This is a genomic window from Vibrio sp. 10N.286.48.F5, assembly GCF_041469785.1.
Lineage (GTDB): Bacteria > Pseudomonadota > Gammaproteobacteria > Enterobacterales > Vibrionaceae > Vibrio > Vibrio crassostreae_C.
Genome location: NZ_JBFRLG010000025.1, coordinates 1 through 18,720, shown reverse-complemented (window position 1 = coordinate 18,720; position 18,720 = coordinate 1). Strand labels below are relative to the sequence as shown.

1 protein-coding gene is annotated in these 18,720 nt (G+C 46.2%); it reads right to left on the bottom strand.

Features of this window, described 5'->3' with window-relative positions; all coding sequences use genetic code 11:
* Positions 1 to 83: 83 nt before the first annotated feature.
* Positions 84 to 18,720: cadherin-like domain-containing protein (locus AB4185_RS14600; protein WP_372135603.1), on the bottom strand; the 18,637-nt coding region annotated here is incomplete at its 5' end.

The following is an 18,720-nucleotide window of genomic DNA, read 5'->3' as shown; positions in this document are numbered from 1 at the left end:
CAATGCTGGCCTCTTTCGTTATGGTTTAATGGTTCGCTTTTAGTTTAATCGTTAGATTCTAATAGCTAGCCTCCAATTTAGCGTTAACCGTGAGTGATGACATTTTGTTGCACTAACGCATCCAAAATATCCGAAGGCATGGTGCTACTTAAGGTTAGCTTTGGCGCAAGGTCTTCAACCACAATCACCTGTTCCGTAGTACCTAAGCCATCCGGGTTGATCGTAAGCTCAATATCATCCCCGTCCACTTTCGCGTCTATCTGTTTTAGCAACGCGGTCATGTCTGGAGATGTATTTTTAAGCTCCGGCAACACTTCTCTCAAGTCAATGCTGTCCCCTTCCGACAAATCAAAGTCGGTAATCGTATCTTCAACACCATCTTCGATGTTAAGCCATACGAACGAGTCCATACCATCACCACCAGTCAGAATGTCTGAGCCTCCGCCGCCAATCAGGGTGTCGTTACCGTCACCGCCAACAAGCGTATCGTCACCTGCGCCACCTTCAAGTCGATCATTCCCTGAACCACCCGTTAAGTCAGTCGCATTAGCACCAGCCAGTAACTGAACATCATCGGTTTCCGAAGCCAAGTTAATATCAACTGCGTTAGACACAATGTTCAAGTTAAGGTCAATCGATGCAGAGGTTGCTGTATCGTTGTTGTCAGTCTCTTCAGAAACCGCCTCGACTTTCAGTGTGTAGTTACCTGGAGTTTGAGAAAGCCCAACCGCTTGCAAGCTTTCAATTGCATCTGCCGTTGCTACCCAAACACCACCGCCAAGATCCGTCACAGAACCCGCAGCACTGGTGATTTGAGCGCCAGCAGGTACATCACTGATATGCAGCGTTAGCTCTTCTGTAATGTCCGTTAAGGCTGCGATAATCCCAACTAAAGGAATGCCACTCGCACTCACAGACTGACTCGCAGTAATGTTTCTCACGTAGTTAGTCGCACTATCGATAGACAGGGTTGGTGCATTCGCCACTGGCGTCACCGCGATGTTGTAAACCACAGGTGCTGTCTCTATCGCAATACCTGAAGGGTTGCCGCTGTCTTTGGCAACAACTTCTAATCCAATGCTATTGGTTGGAGACAGGCTCGCATCAAGGAAAACACCATTTGGACTGGTTGGCGTATCAATCAACGCATTCAGGTCACTCAATGTCCCCACTAAGATGACTGAACCCGTGTTGTTGCCGTTAACAACAACCGTCGTCACTGCTGGAAGTGATACATTCAATGTACCGTAATCCACCGTCAGCGTGACGGTCATCAGATCATCAGAAAATGTATCTACATAATCAGGGTCACTGACATTGATACCACTCAACAGTTGACCAGCATCCTCGTCAATAACCGTAGTGACACTGTCACCATTAACGACCGGTGTATCGTTCACTCCATCGACAATCGCGGTGATCTCCGCTGTATCCGTTAGGAAGTCATTAGCGCCGTTGGTTGTACCATCATCCTCTACGGTATAGGTAAACTTAACGTTGCCGTTGTATTCATCAGCTGCCGTAAATACCCAGTATGGGCCAGTGATCGTAGCATCATCAGCACCACCTACGTTCTCGAAGCGTTGTAGTTGACCTTGGCCTTCATCGAGCGCCAGATTAGTCACGGTAATCGTGTCGTTTTCCGGATCGCTCGTCGCAGCAATTAAATCGCCCTCTTTGATGATCAACTGACCTTCTTCAAGGATGTTGCCTAAGTCGATGTCCGTTGCTACAGGAGCGTCATTCACTTCCGTTACTTCAAGACTAATTTCAGCACTGTCGGTTAGGAAGTCATCCGCGCCATTAGTTGTACCGTCATCAGTAATTGAGTAATTGAATTTAACGTCACCGTTAAAGTCGTTGTCCGCTACAAATAGCCAGAATGGTCCGGTAATCGCCGCGTCATCGGCGCCACCTGCATTTTCAAAGCGGGTTAGTTGGCCTTGTCCCTGAGTCAGAGTTACACCAGTTACTGTTAAGTTGTGGTTTTCTGGGTCAGAGCTTGCTGCAATTAAATCCCCTTCAACAATGACGATTTGACCATCTTCTGCAATCGAACCTAAATCAACGTCTGTCGCGACAGGTGCATCATTCACTTCCGTTACGATGAGGCTAATTTCAGCGCTATCGGTCAAGAAATCATCCACACCATTGGTTGTGCCATCATCGATAATGGAATAGTTGAATTTCACATCACCGTTGAAATCATTATCTGCAACGAACAGCCAGAATGGTCCGGTAATCGCCGCGTTATCGGCGCCACCTGCGTTTTCAAAGCGCGTTAATTGGCCTTGTCCTTGAGTCAGGGTTACACCCGTAACCGTCAGGTTATGGTTTTCAATGTCAGAACTTACTGAAATCAAGTCTCCTTCCACAATCACTATTTGACCATCTTCAGCAATCGAACCTAAATCAACATCAGTTGCCACAGGAGCGTCATTCACTTCCGTTACTTTAATGGTGAAAGTAGTTTGGTTGGTCTGTGCTGTATTCGGATCACCCGCATCAATCAAGCCATTATTACCGCCGTCATCGAGTGTTGCATTAATCGTGACTAAACCACTCTGGTTGAGATAGTTCTGGTCTGGGTCTGGTTTGAAAGTCACGGCTCCATTAGTCAATGCGGTATTGATGTCGGCTTCTTTACCGGTAATCACCAATGAGCCACCAGGTTGCAATACAAACGTCACGTCAGGTGAGCTCGTAAACTCAAACACACCTTGCGCTCCCGGAAGTGTTTGATCGACTTGCAACGTAAGAACATACGGAGCGTCTGGATTATCAAAGTTAGCATCAACGTCGTAGATACTAAAGTTGTCGATAGCAACACTAATGTCTTCCGATGTTTCAATATTCGTTACGTTCACAAAGATCGGTTGATCGTTAATAGGATCAATCACCAGCTCAACATCGAAGCTGGTTGGCGTCCCCAAATATTCGGTGTTATCAGCGTCAGTATCCACAGAGCGAACGGTAATCTGCAGCGGGCCATTAATGCCTAATACATTACCCGTATCGCTATTGTGTTCACCTGAATTGAATACGATCTTATCGAGCGACTGTGCAGGAACATCAAGTGTCCAAAGCTGCGTAACTGGATCATAACTAGCCAAGGTTGTGCCGTCTGGATAATAGATAGAGGCATCTTGAGGAACGCCCGCAACTTCTACTCGAAGTGTCTCTGGTGCATTCTCGGTATAAGTGCCGTTGCCCGTTGCAGATAGCTCTTTATCCAAAATCGTCGCATTGATTTCGATATCAATGTTTTGACCTTCGTTACCTGTCACAGAATCTGTTGGATTAGTATCAACATCATCACCCACAGGTACCACATGCAGCTTAAAGCTTGGCAGATTTGATGCTGCAGTAGGCACACCCAACAAAGATTCTTGAGTAAATACGGCAACACCAAATTCAGCCGTACCACTGAAGTCCTTAGGCGGTAAAATCGAAATCTCACTCAAGTCGAACGATAACCCTGATGCTTGAGGTAGTTGAACACTCCACTCACCACCACCATTATTCTTCACCGTGTATGCCGAACCAGCATCTGCACGCATCTGGAAGCCATCAGGTACATCTGTAAACTTAATCGACACAAACTGTTCTGAGCCATCAAGGTCAGTCAGTGCAATCGATACAGGCCCTGTGCCCGACAAAGAAATCAGCTGGTCCTCAGTACCCGTAATCTCGATAACATCAGGATCGCTACCCGGGCCAGTGACAGACACGTCATCCACCACAGGAACGACTTCAAAACTGACATTGGTAGAGAAAGTATCGGTATCAGTCGCGCTGCCAGTTGGCGAAGCTGCATCATTGTATGTAGCAGTATCGGTAATCGTCCCGCTGACATTCACTTGCACCTGATTTACGTCATTATCTGTTGGGTAATTTAACGCCGGTCGGAATAGTACATTATCCAACGCGCCTGCATTAATCTCAGCTTCATTAAAGGTCACCGATGTGCCAAGCGATACCCCTGCGCTGGTATAGAAAGCCCCAACACTCGTGTCATTTAACGTCAGTGTGATAGAGGTGAATTTTTCGTCACCACCTTCAACTCCGCTTACTTGGTCATCAATGGTCGAGCTGAAATCAAGTTGGATATAGGTATCTTCGTAGCCGACTGGATCTTGCCCTGCTTGACCGTCGGTATCGACAGGGTTAAACGAATCGTCAAGCGAACCAACGACAGTAACGTCAATATCTGGGTTACCTTCAACATCAGGAGCAACTTTAATGACTACTTCTGTCACTAGAGTTTTCTCATCCCCCGACAATACGTCTTTAGTTACTATCGTCAACGGCAACCTAAAGTCGCCGGAGTAGTCGGCTGGTAAGTTAAGCAGTAGTCCAGAGAGGTCGGTCGAGACCCCTTGATCGACGGTAGTCTGGAATACATATTTGCCATTAACAAAGTCTAGGTCGCTGCTTCCCGATAAACTAATTGGGAAGGTGACTTCGTTCACCGCTCCTGGATTAATGGTCACACTGTCATCAATAATGATGGTCACTTGATCAGTTGAGTCATCTTCGCCCGAGAAAGTAATTAAACCATTCAATGCCGTACCTAGATCTAACTGGGTGTCCTCAATCGCATCAACAACACTGTCTGGTGTTATATCAATATCGGCTGCAACCTTAGTACTCCCAGCCACCACTTGAGGGAATGACAGAGTGACTTCTCCGTCCCTACGAGCGGCCGTAGATGACTCAACCTCAGCACCATCACCTCGGTCTATTACCGTGCTAAAGATATCCATCTTGATGTCATTGAACCCTCCTGCCCCGCTGTTTCCTGAAGGAAGAACAAGGCCGTTCGATGCACTGATGCTAAATATGTCTTCATTCGTTACAACCCAGCGCCCATTGCCTTCATAAGCAGCGCCAATAACGAGCAGTTGATTGAGTACAGCATCTGATAGCTCCGAACCGTCCACGTTTGTTAATTCAATAACTAACTGGTCAACTTCTTCGATAGCGGACGAAGCATCTGTTTCTTGATATCGAATGACGAACTCATCCGTAACCGATGTATTATCGCTGTTGGTTGTGAACTTAAGCACGCCAGTGTTTGCATCAGCAACTACGGTTGCTAGTGCTCCAGTACCCAGCACATCATCGACGATAAGCTTGTTGCTAGCGTCTTTCGGCTCAACGACTGGACGTACGATAACATCAATCGAGCCCGTGATTGTCGCGGTAGCGATGCCCTGACCAGGATCAGTCGCATCAACATACTCATGATCTCGCTCTTCGATCATGACAACCGTATTAAGCGTAAAGTCGGTGCTCGAGTCTTGTTCAGGTGTGATCTGAATAAAATTATTGTTCAGTGCAATTTGAGTAAACTCTTCTGCCGTCTGTCCACTCTTCGGCGTAATGGTTAAAGTGCCTGCTGAAGCATCGTAAACCCAAGTTACATCGCCATTAACCACAACACTTTCAACATCTGTCGGAATGGCACTGATCACAATAGAAGTGAAATGCTCATCATCATCAATATAATCAGTACCCTCTGGGTGCCAATCAATACTGATCGCCGTATCTTCATCGCCATTAGTGACTGTGCTGTACGTCGCTGAGGTATCGATTCTAGGTTCGACCAACACTCGCACTTCTTGGTCAAACGTAAGCGTATGACCGTCATTCTCAGTCACGATCACTTTACCCTGAATGTGAATGTTCTCTGTTGAAGAATCGACAGGTCTGATGCGGATTCCTGAGGTTTTAACTGCGTCAGTGATGTTCGCTTCGTAGATAGGTTTAGAAAGATCGGGGCTACCACCCGGACCGGTTTCGTAACCGACAAAGTTAAGGTCAATAATGGTACCGTCACCGTCTTCCAGAATAACGCCATCAGGAATACCCGAGAGGATAACGGTTATGGATTCTGAACCATCGTCAGGTAATGGGGTTTGATCTACTGCTGCAGGATCAGGTCTTCTCTCTCCCGACAACACGGTGAAATCAAGCTCGGCGTAGCTGTCTCCATTCTGGCTCTCTTGGATCGTGGTTTGAACACCAGGTGTTGTGCCATCGGTGATTGCTGTCCAAGCCGAACCGTTTGTACCGCCATAAGGAATATCTGCAACCCCTTTAACCTCAACGTTAACCGTTTTAGTTCCTAGGATTTCTTCATCAACTTGTGCACCAGTAGAGAGGTTCGCAGTGTCTTTAACCACACCGGTTACATCAAAAGTAAAATCGACATTGCTGTGTTTAGTCGGAACAATCTCTACGTTGGCGAGATCGGAATACGCCACTTCCTGATAATCAATACCGTTAATGGTGATTGTAGGAACTGGGGTCGTAGTTCCAAGGAAATAAAGCACCGCCCCTTCGGTAATATTACTGATACGAACAAATAGCTCTTCTGAACCATCAGTGTCCACTGAGCCGTTCATTGTGATGACTTCGTCTAGCGTGAAGGCATCTTTGTTGTCCAGAGGACCTAGGTAGTCTGGGTCATCAATATTGTCTTCGTTAATACGAATCCTGTTAACACTGAATGAACCAGGATCCGCGTCGGCAGTCACATCAATGATAATATTTTGCTCAACAGAGCGAGCGGTCGTTTTGTCTAACCCGCCGTTCGCTGAGTCATCGTATGGGTTAAGCGTCTCTTCCGTAATTGCCGTCGCTTTGAACTCAATTTGTCCAGAGAAGTTGTCGATTGGGTTAACGACTGTGCTATTGATATCAGCAGATGCGATGATATAAACACCATTAACAGGCGTTAACACATTGCCATTTTGATCAAGTAACTCAAACTTCCCATCACCCTGAATCGCTTCAAGTTCATAGGTAATCGTCTCAGTATTACTGTTATCTTGCGATTCAGCATTCAGCTGCAACGTAACATTGTCTTCATCTTCATTCACTTGATACTGATAAGTACTGTTGGCGTCATCCCACGTTGCAATATCCGCTACCGCTTCAATCTCGATTCTGAAGTTTGAGTTAACGGTGTGATCCGTATTGCCATTTTTCTCAATTTCTAGCTCATAACGAACGCGCCCACCAGTTTCATCCGAACTAGCGTGTTGGTCCGGAACAAAGAACAAGTTGTCTATCGTCGCAATAGTTTGTCTTGGCTCATTCGGATTTGGAGCAAAGCTTTGTTCGAGTTGAGGAGGACCAAATATAATGCTCCCATTTGACTCAGGCACTAATTCAATGTAGTCAGCACCATCAAAGTAATAAAAAGTACCTTGATGACTATCACCTCCGTTCGGGCTTTTAATCGTCAACTGGCCAATAGATTCAGCGTTATCTTGGTCATACAGACTAACTTGCAGCGCAACTTGAGCTGGCGCATTAGGCAAACCATTTTGGTTATCTTGAATATTCTCAAGAGCCGGCTCATCGCCTGTTGCATAAGGTATGGTTGAGTCTCTACCCGCATCCTCGAAGGTCGTCACTTTCAGAGCGATTCTTGTAGAGTCCCTATCAGTAATCGTTATATCTAACGGTGTTTCAGAGGTATCTAAATCGCCATCCGTCGCAATCACATTAATCGAAAAATCGATGGTGTCTAGGCCGTCATGATCGAGATAGCCGTTAGCTCTAAATTCAACCTCGCCATTTGAGTTGATACGCAAACGCCCTAGCTCACGGGTGTCCACGCCACCACTACCATCGTCGGTTTGTTCGTACACTCGTACTTGTTGACTACCGCTATTTAAATCGAAACTGCTGCTGTACGGCCCGCTGTTTCCTGTACGGAAAACAATATCTGCACCATTACTGGTAATGCCCTCAATTCGACTCAGTACCGCGCCATCCGCGCCGACATCCGTCGCATTAGCAAACATGTCAACTTTGGAATTACCATAGCCCTGGCCTTCAATTCGTGTGATCGATTGAGTTGTCACCAATGGAACATCATCAGTCACCGTGATTTTCAAATCGATCGCGTTTGATTGGTCTTGATCAAAATCTTCTGCAACAACAGAAAAGTTAAGGTCAATTGCGTTTTCATTCGCGCCATCAGGGTGCTTAAGTGGTTTAAACAATTCAAACTGATAGCTGTTATCCGAGGTATCGAAAATAATCTCAAACACAGCTTCATTACTCGTTGCAGTTTGAGCAACGTAAGTAAATGTTGTGCCGCTTTGTGAAACAGCAAGCCACTCTAAACTTTCTCCGTTGGAGGTTAAGCCAGTCAGAACCAAATCTTCATCAACCAGTTCATACTTCACAACACCATCCGCGCCTTCATCGACAGTGAACAGGCCATTAATAATGGTGTCTTCAGATTGATCGGAACCAATACCAGTAAGATCGTCTTCATCGACAACCGTTTCACCCGTCGGCGCACTCATTACTGGCGCATCGTCTAGCACCTCGATTGGCAATACATATTGGTTAGAATCATCACCGTCACCATCAACCGCAACGACATCAAATGGAATCGTTAAGGTATTGGAATTCGGGCTTGTTGGGTGGTTTAGAGGACCTAGCAACGTAAACGTATAAGAGCCGTCATTCGCTAGCGCGAGCGTGAAGATAGGAGTTCCACTTGTCGTCGTACCTTGATAGGTCGTTGTGTTGGCGGCACCTGTGACTTCTGTAATAGAAATCGCTTCAGTTCCAGAGGTCAATGTCGCTTCAAGCGCAGAGATATTACGCAGTTCGTAAACCTCTACTTGGTCTGCACCTTCTGTGGTAACAAATGCACCTGTTGCTTGAGAAATCGCAGAGCCGAGATCATCTTCATCAACCACAAATGTGCTGGTCGCTGTCGTATCGGTAATGACAGGCACATCATCGGTGATAGTAACGGTCAAAGGTTTCATCACAGAGTCGGTATTGTCTTGGTCGACCGCGATCACTGGCAGAGTGAATACTTGATCGTTGTTGCCTTGCACAGGCAGATGATCGAGCTCTTCCAACAAAGTGAAGGTGTATTCGCCTAGCACTACACTATTAAAAGTGATGGTAAAGATATCCGTTTGAACACCCCCACTCTCAACGAAACCAATATAGGTTCCGCTGTTGGCTGGATCTTCTTTAAGCTGAACCACTAGGCCATCCGATTTCAAATCACCAGACGTGTTGAACTGAGTGGTATCAATACGGAAATAGCTCACATCATCACTTCCCGCTGTGAAAGCAATGGTTTCAGTTTGGCTCACAGGTAAGCTCGGAGATGAACCATCCACGAGATTCGCTTCTTCCAATGCAACCGTTGGTACAGTATCAATTACCGGTGGAGCACCATCTGAAATCGTCAATGTCACGGTCGAAGTAACAATATCACCGTCTTTATCTTCTGATGTCACGGTAATCGTCTTAACGATATCACCACCAGAATGATTCAGGTTTCGATTAGGCTCAAAGCGCACATCACCTTCAAGCGTGATAAACAACGAACCTTCCGTAAATACAAACTCTTGCTCACCAGTGTTGGTTTGCACCAGAGACTCTTCAGGCTGACTACCATAAGTAAATTTGGTTATGGTGGCGCCATCAGCACTTTGCGCAGGCATCACATCAAATGTCGTTGTGGTAGGTGTGCCCGTGCTTGGTTCAGTGATGCTAAGCGCACCAGACTTCATTAACTGGACATCATCGGTAATGGTTACTGAAAGCGGTTTAGACGCTGAAATATCGCCATCGGTGTCTTGCGCGTAAACAGAAAGATCAAAACTCAGATCGTTGCTTCCTAAGCCATCAACGTGATCCAAACGCTCAAGCAGCGTAAAGGTATACTGGCTAGGATTAGTATCATCAAAATCTAGGGTGAATATGATTTTCTCACCACCCGAACCATCCGTCGTAAACGCAATGTAGTCGCCAGAACCCGCAGGCTCCTCACGTAAACTCAATTCAAGGCCATCAGACTTCAACACGCCGTTGGTATTGAACAGCCCAGCTTCAACGACTATTTTTCCAATGTCATCACTGCTCGCTAGCGAGGTGATAGTCTGAGTCACACTGACAGGCGTTCCGCTAGGTGTCGAACCATCCGCAAGTAAGCTTTCCGACAAGCTGACACTTGGCACAACGTTGATTGTTGGTCCATCGCCATCAACAATCGTAAGCGTGACTGTTGATGAAAAGGTATCTTTATCAAAGTCAGAAGACGTAAACACAATCGACTTAACAATGTCGCCCGCAGAATGATCTAGATTTCGGTTTGGTTCGAACCTTACATCACCGCTTAGCGTGACAAACAATGAGCCTTCAGTGAAGGTAAACTCTTGCTCGCCATTGTTAGTTTGATCCAAGGTGATCGCTGAACCGCCACCAAAAGTAAACTGAGTAATGGTCGTCCCATCAGCACTTGGTGTAGGCATTACATCAACAGTAGCAGTGGTTGGTGTGCCAGTATTTGGCTCTGTGATGCTTAACGTGCCATCTTGCATCTGTTGAATGTCATCTTGTATCGTTACCATGACATCGCGTTTAACCGAATCATCACCATCGGTATCAACGGCGTAAACAGGCAGGTTGAAGTTGAGGCTGTTATTAAGATCACCATCAAGGTGATCTAACGCCTCAATCAAAGTGAAGGTGAACTGCCCTTTATTAACGCTATCAAAATCAATGGTGAATACATTAGTTACGTTACCGGCCCCGTCATCAGTAAACCCGATGTAGTCGCCAGGTGAAGCAGGATCTTCTTTTAACTGAACAACAAGACCATTTGATTTGAGTAGGTCGCCAGGATTGAACTCGTTGGTTGCAATTCTAAAGTGGCTTAAATCATCACTACCCACGGTATAAGTGATCGTTTGTGTCGAGCTAACCGCTGAACCACTCGGCATAGAGCCATCAGTAAGACCAACTTCCGATAGGTTAATATCTGGCACTACATCGATAACCGGATCAATTCCGTCTTTGATCGTCAACGTGACATCCGCGGTATCGGTATCGTTATCAAAATCACTGGTCGTCACGACTATCGTTCTCACGATATCGCCAGATGAATGGTCTAGATTTCTACTTGGTTCAAAGCGCACCTCACCTTCAATCGTGATGTACAGTAAGCCATCGGTTACGGTAAAAACTTGTTCTGTAGACACAGTTGGGTCTAACGTAACAGCCGTGCCACCATCGTAGATAAACTGAGTCACTTTCGCGCCATCAGCACTCTGTGTCGGCATAACGTCGATTGTTGGCGTGGTTGGCGTACCTGCTGCTATATCAGCAAGTGAAGGCTCAGTGATACTTAACGCCCCATCTTGAACGCCTTGTACATCATCGGTGATCACCACGGTCATTGGCGACATTGCAGAATCATCACCATCGGTATCAACCGCTAAAACAGGGACATCGAAACTTAGAGTATTGTTTTGTAATCCATCTGTATGGTCTAACGCTTCAAGCAGTGTGAACGTATATTGCCCTAGATTGGTTGTCGAGAAACTGATCGTGAAGACGTTGGTTTCGACGTTAGAACCGTCCTTGACGAAGCCAATGTAATTACCAGAATTCGCTGGCTGCTCTTTAATCTCAACCTCTAATCCATTCGACTTCAAAGCCCCCGAAGTATTGAACTGAGCAGGGTCAATTCTGAAATAACTAACATCGTCACTACCCTCTGAATAGGTAATAACTTGAGTCATCGCCACTGGATTGCCGGTTGGCGAAGAACCATCAGCGAGATCCACTTCTGAGAGCGTAATTCCAGGGACCAAATCGATCGTTGGAAGATCACCATCGGTAATCTTCAATGTCACGGTAGATGAGACGATATCACCATCAAGGTCAGTAGATGTAACAACAATCGTCTTAGTAATATCACCACTCGTGTGATCTTGATTTCGCACAGGCTCGAATCGTATCTCACCTTCTGTGGTAATAAATACAGAACCTTCAGTGAACACAAACTCTTGCTCGCCATTCACATTGAGATCAAGGCTTTCTGCACTGTTTCCATCAAACACAAATGAAGTGATTTTTGCTCCATCTGCGCTCTGATTTGGCATCACGTCCAGAGTATTCGATGTTTCGACGACTCCAGCAGGCTCACGACTGGTTATTGTGCCGCCTTGCATCAACTGCACATCATCACCAATAGTCACGCCAAGCTGAGAGACTAACGAATCGTCGCCGTCACTATCCACCGCATACACAGGCAGATCAAAACTCAGGTCGTTGTTGCCACGTGCATCTTGATGATCCAAGGCTTCGATTAAGGTAAAGGTGTATTCACCTAAGGTTGTCCCAGAAAAACTCAACGTAAATACTGTGGTTACCGCATTCGACGAGCTGGTTGTAAATCCGATGTAGTTGCCCGACCCTTGCGGATCTTCACGTAATTCAACAGCTAAACCATTCGATGTGAGTGCATCATTGGTATTGAACTCTGTTGGTTCAAGGCGGAAGCGGACCACATCATCACTTTGATTAGTGAAGGTGATGGTTTCGGTTTGACTTACCGCACTGCCACTTGGGGCTGAACCATCCGTCAGGTTCGTTTCAGATAAGCTAACCGTTGGAATAACATCAATGGTTGGAATATCACCATCGGTGATCGTTAACGTAACGGTTGACGTGACTGAGTCTTTGTCGAAATCGCTTGAGGTCACCACTATCGACTTAACAATATCGCCGGCCGTATGGTCAAGATCTCGATTAGGCTCAAAGCGAACTTCACCTTCGAGGGTAATGTACAGTTTGCCTTCTGCGAAGATAAACTGCTGTTCGCCTGCAATATTTTGATCGAGGGTGTTTACGACGCCATCATAAGTGAACTGAGTGATGGTCGCGCCGTCAGCACTTTGGTTTGGCATGACATCAAAAGTAGCCGTGGTCGGTGTACCAGCCGCTAAATCAGCGACGGTCGGCTCGGTAATATTGAGCGCACCACCTTGCATGATTTGAACATCATCATCAATCGTTACATTAAGCTGCGATACCAGTGAATCATCACCATCACTGTCTACCGCATAAACAGGCAGATCAAAGCTCAGATCATTGTTCGCTAGGCCAGCAACATGGTCTAGCGCTTCAAGTAGAGTGAAAGTGTATTCACCTAACGTGGCTGAAGAGAAGCTAATGGTAAACACGGGGACTTCAGCGCTCGAACCGTTGGTAATAAAGCCTATGTAAGTGCCCGGATTAGCAGAATCTTCTTTTATCTCGACCGCAAACCCATTCGATTTCAGTACACCACCGACATTAAACTCAGTTGGTTCAATGCGGAAACTCGTCACATCATCACTTTGGTTAGTGAAAGTAATCGTCTCGGTTTGACTTACTGCGCTACCGCTCGGGCTAGAGCCATCGCTAAGGTTAGTTTCAGATAGAGTAACGCTTGGCACGGCATCGATGGTTGGGATATCACCATCGGTAATCGTCAGCGTAACCGTTGCTGTCACGGGATCGTTATCGAAGTCACTTGAAGTCACCACAATCGACTTCACGATGTCTTCGCTCGTTGTGTGGTCTAAATTACGATTTGGCTCAAAACGCACTTCACCTTCAAGAGTGATAAACAACTCACCTTCTGTGAAGCTAAATTGCTGCTCACCATTGTCAGTTTGATCCAATGTTCGAGTTTGACCATCATACGTAAATTGAGTGATCGTCGCGCCATCGGCACTTTGTTCTGGCATCACATCGATGGTATTGGTTGTTACAGTACCACCAGCCAAATCAGCAACATTCGGTTCAACGATATCTAATGTGCCGTTTTGCATGATTTGGACATCATCACCAATGGTCACGTTAAGTTGAGACACCAACGAGTCATCGCCATCGCTATCGACCGCGTAAACCGGTAAGTCGAAACTCAAATTATTATTTGCGAGGCCATCTACATGGTCTAGTGCTTCAAGTAACGTAAATGTGTATTGACCTAGATTTGTATCCGAGAAGCTAATGGTAAAGACGTTGGTTTCAACATCCGACGTGTCTTTAACAAAACCGATATAATCGCCAGCACTGTTAGGATCTTCTTTTAGCTGAACCGCCAAGTTGTTTGACGTTAACGTACCTAGAGTATTGAACTCTGTTGGCTCGATACGGAACGACTCAACATCGTCACTCTCATGAGTATACTGAATGACTTTGGTGTCGCTGACCGCAGAATTCGACGGATCAGAGCCATCGGTTAGATTCGTTTCAGATAGTGAGATTGGTGGAATGACATCTATGGTTGGGACATCGCCGTCCGTAATCGTAAGCGTCACTGTCGAGGTAAGAACGTCATCATCGCCATCGCTTGATGTCACAACGATATTTTTAACAATATCGCCTGCTGAGTGGTCTAAATCTCGGTTCGGCTCAAAGCGCACTTCCCCTTGAGTCGTAATAAACAGTGAGCCTTCGGTGAAGGTAAACTCTTGCTCGGTCGCATCATTCGGGTCTAGAGAGTAAGCGGTGCCGTCATAGGTAAATTGAGTCACGCTCGCGCCATCGGCACTCGCGAATGTTAATACATCGAAAACGGATGTCGTTGGCGTACCTGCAGCTAAGTCGGCGACAGTAGGCTCTTCAATCGTCAGATCGCCACTAGCCATCACTTGAACATCATCGGTAATAGTGACTGACAGAGGTGACATTAAAGAATCATCACCGTCGGTATCAACCGCGTAAACTGGTAGTTCAAACGTGAAGTCGTTATTGCCACGACCATCCTCGTGGTCGATATTCTCCAACAGCGTAAAGGTATATTGCCCCAGAGTCGCAGCGCTAAAGCTTAATGTGAAAATCTGTGTTTCTACATTCGAGGCACTAGTTGTAAAACCAACATAGTTACCTGAGCCTGTCGGATCTTCTTTCAGATCAATTGGCAGACCATCGGATTTCAATGAGTCATCACTGTTGAACTCACTTGGCTCTAAACGGAATTTCTCAACATCATCGCTTTGATTCGTGAATGAGATGGTTTCTGTTTGACTCACCGCACCCATGATTGGTGACGAGCCATCCGCTAAATCTGCTTCAGCAAGCGCGATGCTTGGCACCGATTCAATCGTTGGGATATCACCATCAATAATCGTCAGTGTGACAGTGGCCGTTTCAACATCGATATCGCCATCGCTTGACGTAAAGACGAGAGATTTAACGATATCGCCATCTTCGTGGTCTAAATCACGGTTTGGCTCAAAGCGCACGTGACCTTCGATGGTGACGAACACATCACCCTCAGTGAACGTAAATTTCTGCTCACCTGTGATTGTTGGATCTAGAGTTTGAGCGGTACCACCGTCATAAGTGAACTGGGTAATCACTGCGCCATCGGCACTTTGCGCCGTCATTACATCAATGGTATTGGTCGTCACCGTACCGTCAGCTAAATTCGGCTCGGTAATATCCAGCGTACCATTCGCCATGATTTGGACGTCATCACCAATATTCACATTAAGCTGAGACACCAATGAGTCATCGCCATCTGAGTCGACGGCATAAACTGGCAAGTCGAAGGTCAGCACGTTGTTATCTAAGCCATCGGCATGGTCTAATGCTTCAAGCAGTGTGAAGGTGTATTCACCTAACGTAGTACCGGAGAAGCTTAAGCTGAAGACAGGAACGTCAGTATTCGAACCATCGGTAATAAAACCGATATAAGTACCCGGATTAGCCGAATCTTCTTTTATCTCAACCGCAAATCCATTCGATTTCAGTGCACCGCCCACATTGAACTCTGTTGGCTCAATACGGAAACTCGCCACATCATCACTTTGATTGGTGAAGGTAATCGTCTCTGTTTGACTTACAGCACTGCCGCTTGGCGCTGAGCCGTCACTAAGATTAGTTTCAGACAGAGTAACGCTTGGCACTGCATCAATGGTTGGGATATCACCATCAGTAATAGTCAGAGTGACCGTTGACGTCAGTACATCGTTATCTAAATCGCTTGAAGTCACCACAATCGACTTCACGATGTCTTCGCTCGCTGTGTGGTTTAGATTGCGATTTGGCTCGAAACGCACTTCACCTTGCAAGGTGATGAACAGTGAACCTTCAGTAAATACAAACTTCTGTTCACCGGTGTCGTTTTGGTCGAGTGTTATTGCCGCCCCGCCATCGTAAGTAAACTGAGTGATTGTCGCGCCATCGGCACTTTGGCTAGGCATCACATCAACAGTGGCTGTCGTCGGAGTACCTGCAGCCAAATCAGCAACCGTTGGCTCAATAATATTAAGCACTTGGTTTTGCATGACCTGTACATCATCACCAATGGTCACATTCAGTTGAGACACCAGTGAATCATCACCATCGCTATCAACCGCATAAACAGGAAGATCAAAAGTCAGATCATTCTTCACTAAGCCATCTACATGATCCAACGCTTCAAGCAGGGTGAAGGTGTATTGACCTAAATTGGTATCCGAGAAGCTAATCGTAAACACGTTAGTTTCAACGTTCGAACCATCAGTCACAAAACCGATGTAGCCACCCGGTGTAGTTGGGTCAGCTTTCAGTTCGACCGCCAATCCATTTGATGTGAGAGCACCGCCAACATTGAACTCAGTCGGTTCAATACGGAAGCTGGTTACATCATCACTTTGAGTGGTGTAAGTGATGGTTTGAGTTGAGCTAACCGCGCTGCCGCTTGGTGCAGAGCCATCACTCAGATTCGTTTCTGCCAGCGTAACGCTTGGCACTGTGTCAATGGTTGGGATATCGCCATCAGTAATGGTTAGCGTTACCGTTGAAGACACAAGATCGCTATCGGAATCACTTGAAGTTACGACTATCGACTTCACGATATCGCCACCAGTATGGTCAAGGTTACGACTTGGTTCGAAACGAATATCGCCTTGCAGAGTGATATATAATGCCCCATCAGCAACCACGAACTTCTGCTCACCTGTATCGTTTTGATCAAGCGTTAATACCGCCCCACCATCATAAGTGAACTGAGTAATGGTCGTGCCATCAGCACCTTCTTCATCAAGTACATTAACGGAAGCTGTCGTCGGAGTACCTGCTGCCAAATCTGCAACCGTTGGCTCTTCAATTGTGAGAGAGTCATTAACCATCACTTGAATATCATCAGTGATAGTTACAGCCAGTGGCGACATTAGCGAATCATCACCGTCGCTATCAACCGCGTAGACTGGCAAGTTGAATGTTAGATCGTTATTGCCTTGAACAGGCGTGTGGTCAATCGCTTCCAGAAGCGTGAAGGTGTACTCACCCAAAGTGGTACTGCTGAAATCGAGTGTAAACACAGTGGTTTCGACATTCGAAATATCGGTCGTGAAACCAATATAATTGCCGGATCCTGTTGGTTCCTCTCGAATCTCAATGATCAAGCCATCGGACTTGAGCGCGTTGTTAGTATTAAATTCACTTGGTTCTAAACGGAATTTCTCAACATCGTCACTTTGATTAGTGAAAGTGATGGTTTCCGTTTGACTAACCGCGCTGCCACTTGGCGATGAGCCATCAGTTAAATCAGCTTCTTCAAGTACAACGCTCGGTACCGAATCGATAGTCGGATTATCACCATCAGTAATGGTCAGCGTAATGGCTGAAGTCACCGGATCGTTATCGAAGTCGCTTGAAGTCACTACTATCGACTTCACGATGTCTTCGCTAACGGAATGGTCTAGATCGCGATTAGGTTCAAAGCGCACTTCACCTTCAAGGGTGATAAACAACTCGCCTTCTGTGAAGCTGAACTGCTGTTCACCAGTGTCATTTTGATCAAGCGTTCTTAGCTGACCGTCATAAGTAAACTGAGTGATCGTCGCACCATCAGCACTTTGGTTTGGCATCACATCAATGGTGTTGGTTGTTATTGTGCCGTCTGCAAGATTTGGCTCGATGATATCTAACGTACCGTCTTGCATGATTTGGACATCATCACCGATGGTCACGTTTAGCTGAGACACCAATGAATCATCGCCGTCCGTATCGACCGCATAAACAGGCAGATCGAAGCTCAGATCGTTCTTATCTAAACCATCTACATGGTCTAACGCTTCAAGCAGAGTAAAGGTGTATTCACCCAATGAGCTCGTAGAGAAAGCAATCGTAAACACTGGGATTTCAGCGCCCGAACCGTTGGTAATAAAGCCAATGTAAGTACCCGGATTAGCCGAATCTTCTTTTATCTCGACCGCAAATCCATTCGATTTAAGTGCACCGCCCACATTGAACTCGGTTGGCTCAATACGGAAACTCGCAACATCATCACTTTGATTGGTGAAGGTAATCGTCTCTGTTTGGCTTACTGCACTGCCGCTTGGTGAAGAACCATCTGCAAGATTCGTTTCAGAGAAAGTGACACTTGGCACCGCATCAATGGTTGGGATATCACCGTCAGTAATGGTCAGAGTGACCGTTGACGTCACCACATCGTTATCTAAATCGCTTGAGGTCACCACTATCGACTTGACGATATCTTCGCTAACCGTGTGGTCTAGATTGCGATTTGGTTCGAAGCGTACTTCACCTTCAAGAGTGATGAACAACTCACCCTCTGTGAAGCTAAATTGCTGCTCGCCTGTGTCCGTTTGATCCAGTGTTCGAACTTGACCGTCATACGTAAACTGAGTGATCGTCGCACCATCGGCACTTTGTTCTGGCATCACATCGATGGTATTGGTTGTCACTGTGCCGTCTGCAAGATTTGGTTCAGTGATATCTAACGTACCACCTTGCATGATTTGAACATCATCACCAATGGTCACGTTAAGTTGAGACACCAACGAGTCATCGCCATCGCTATCGACCGCGTAAACCGGTAAGTCGAAACTCAAATTATTATTTGCGAGGCCATCTACATGGTCTAGTGCTTCAAGT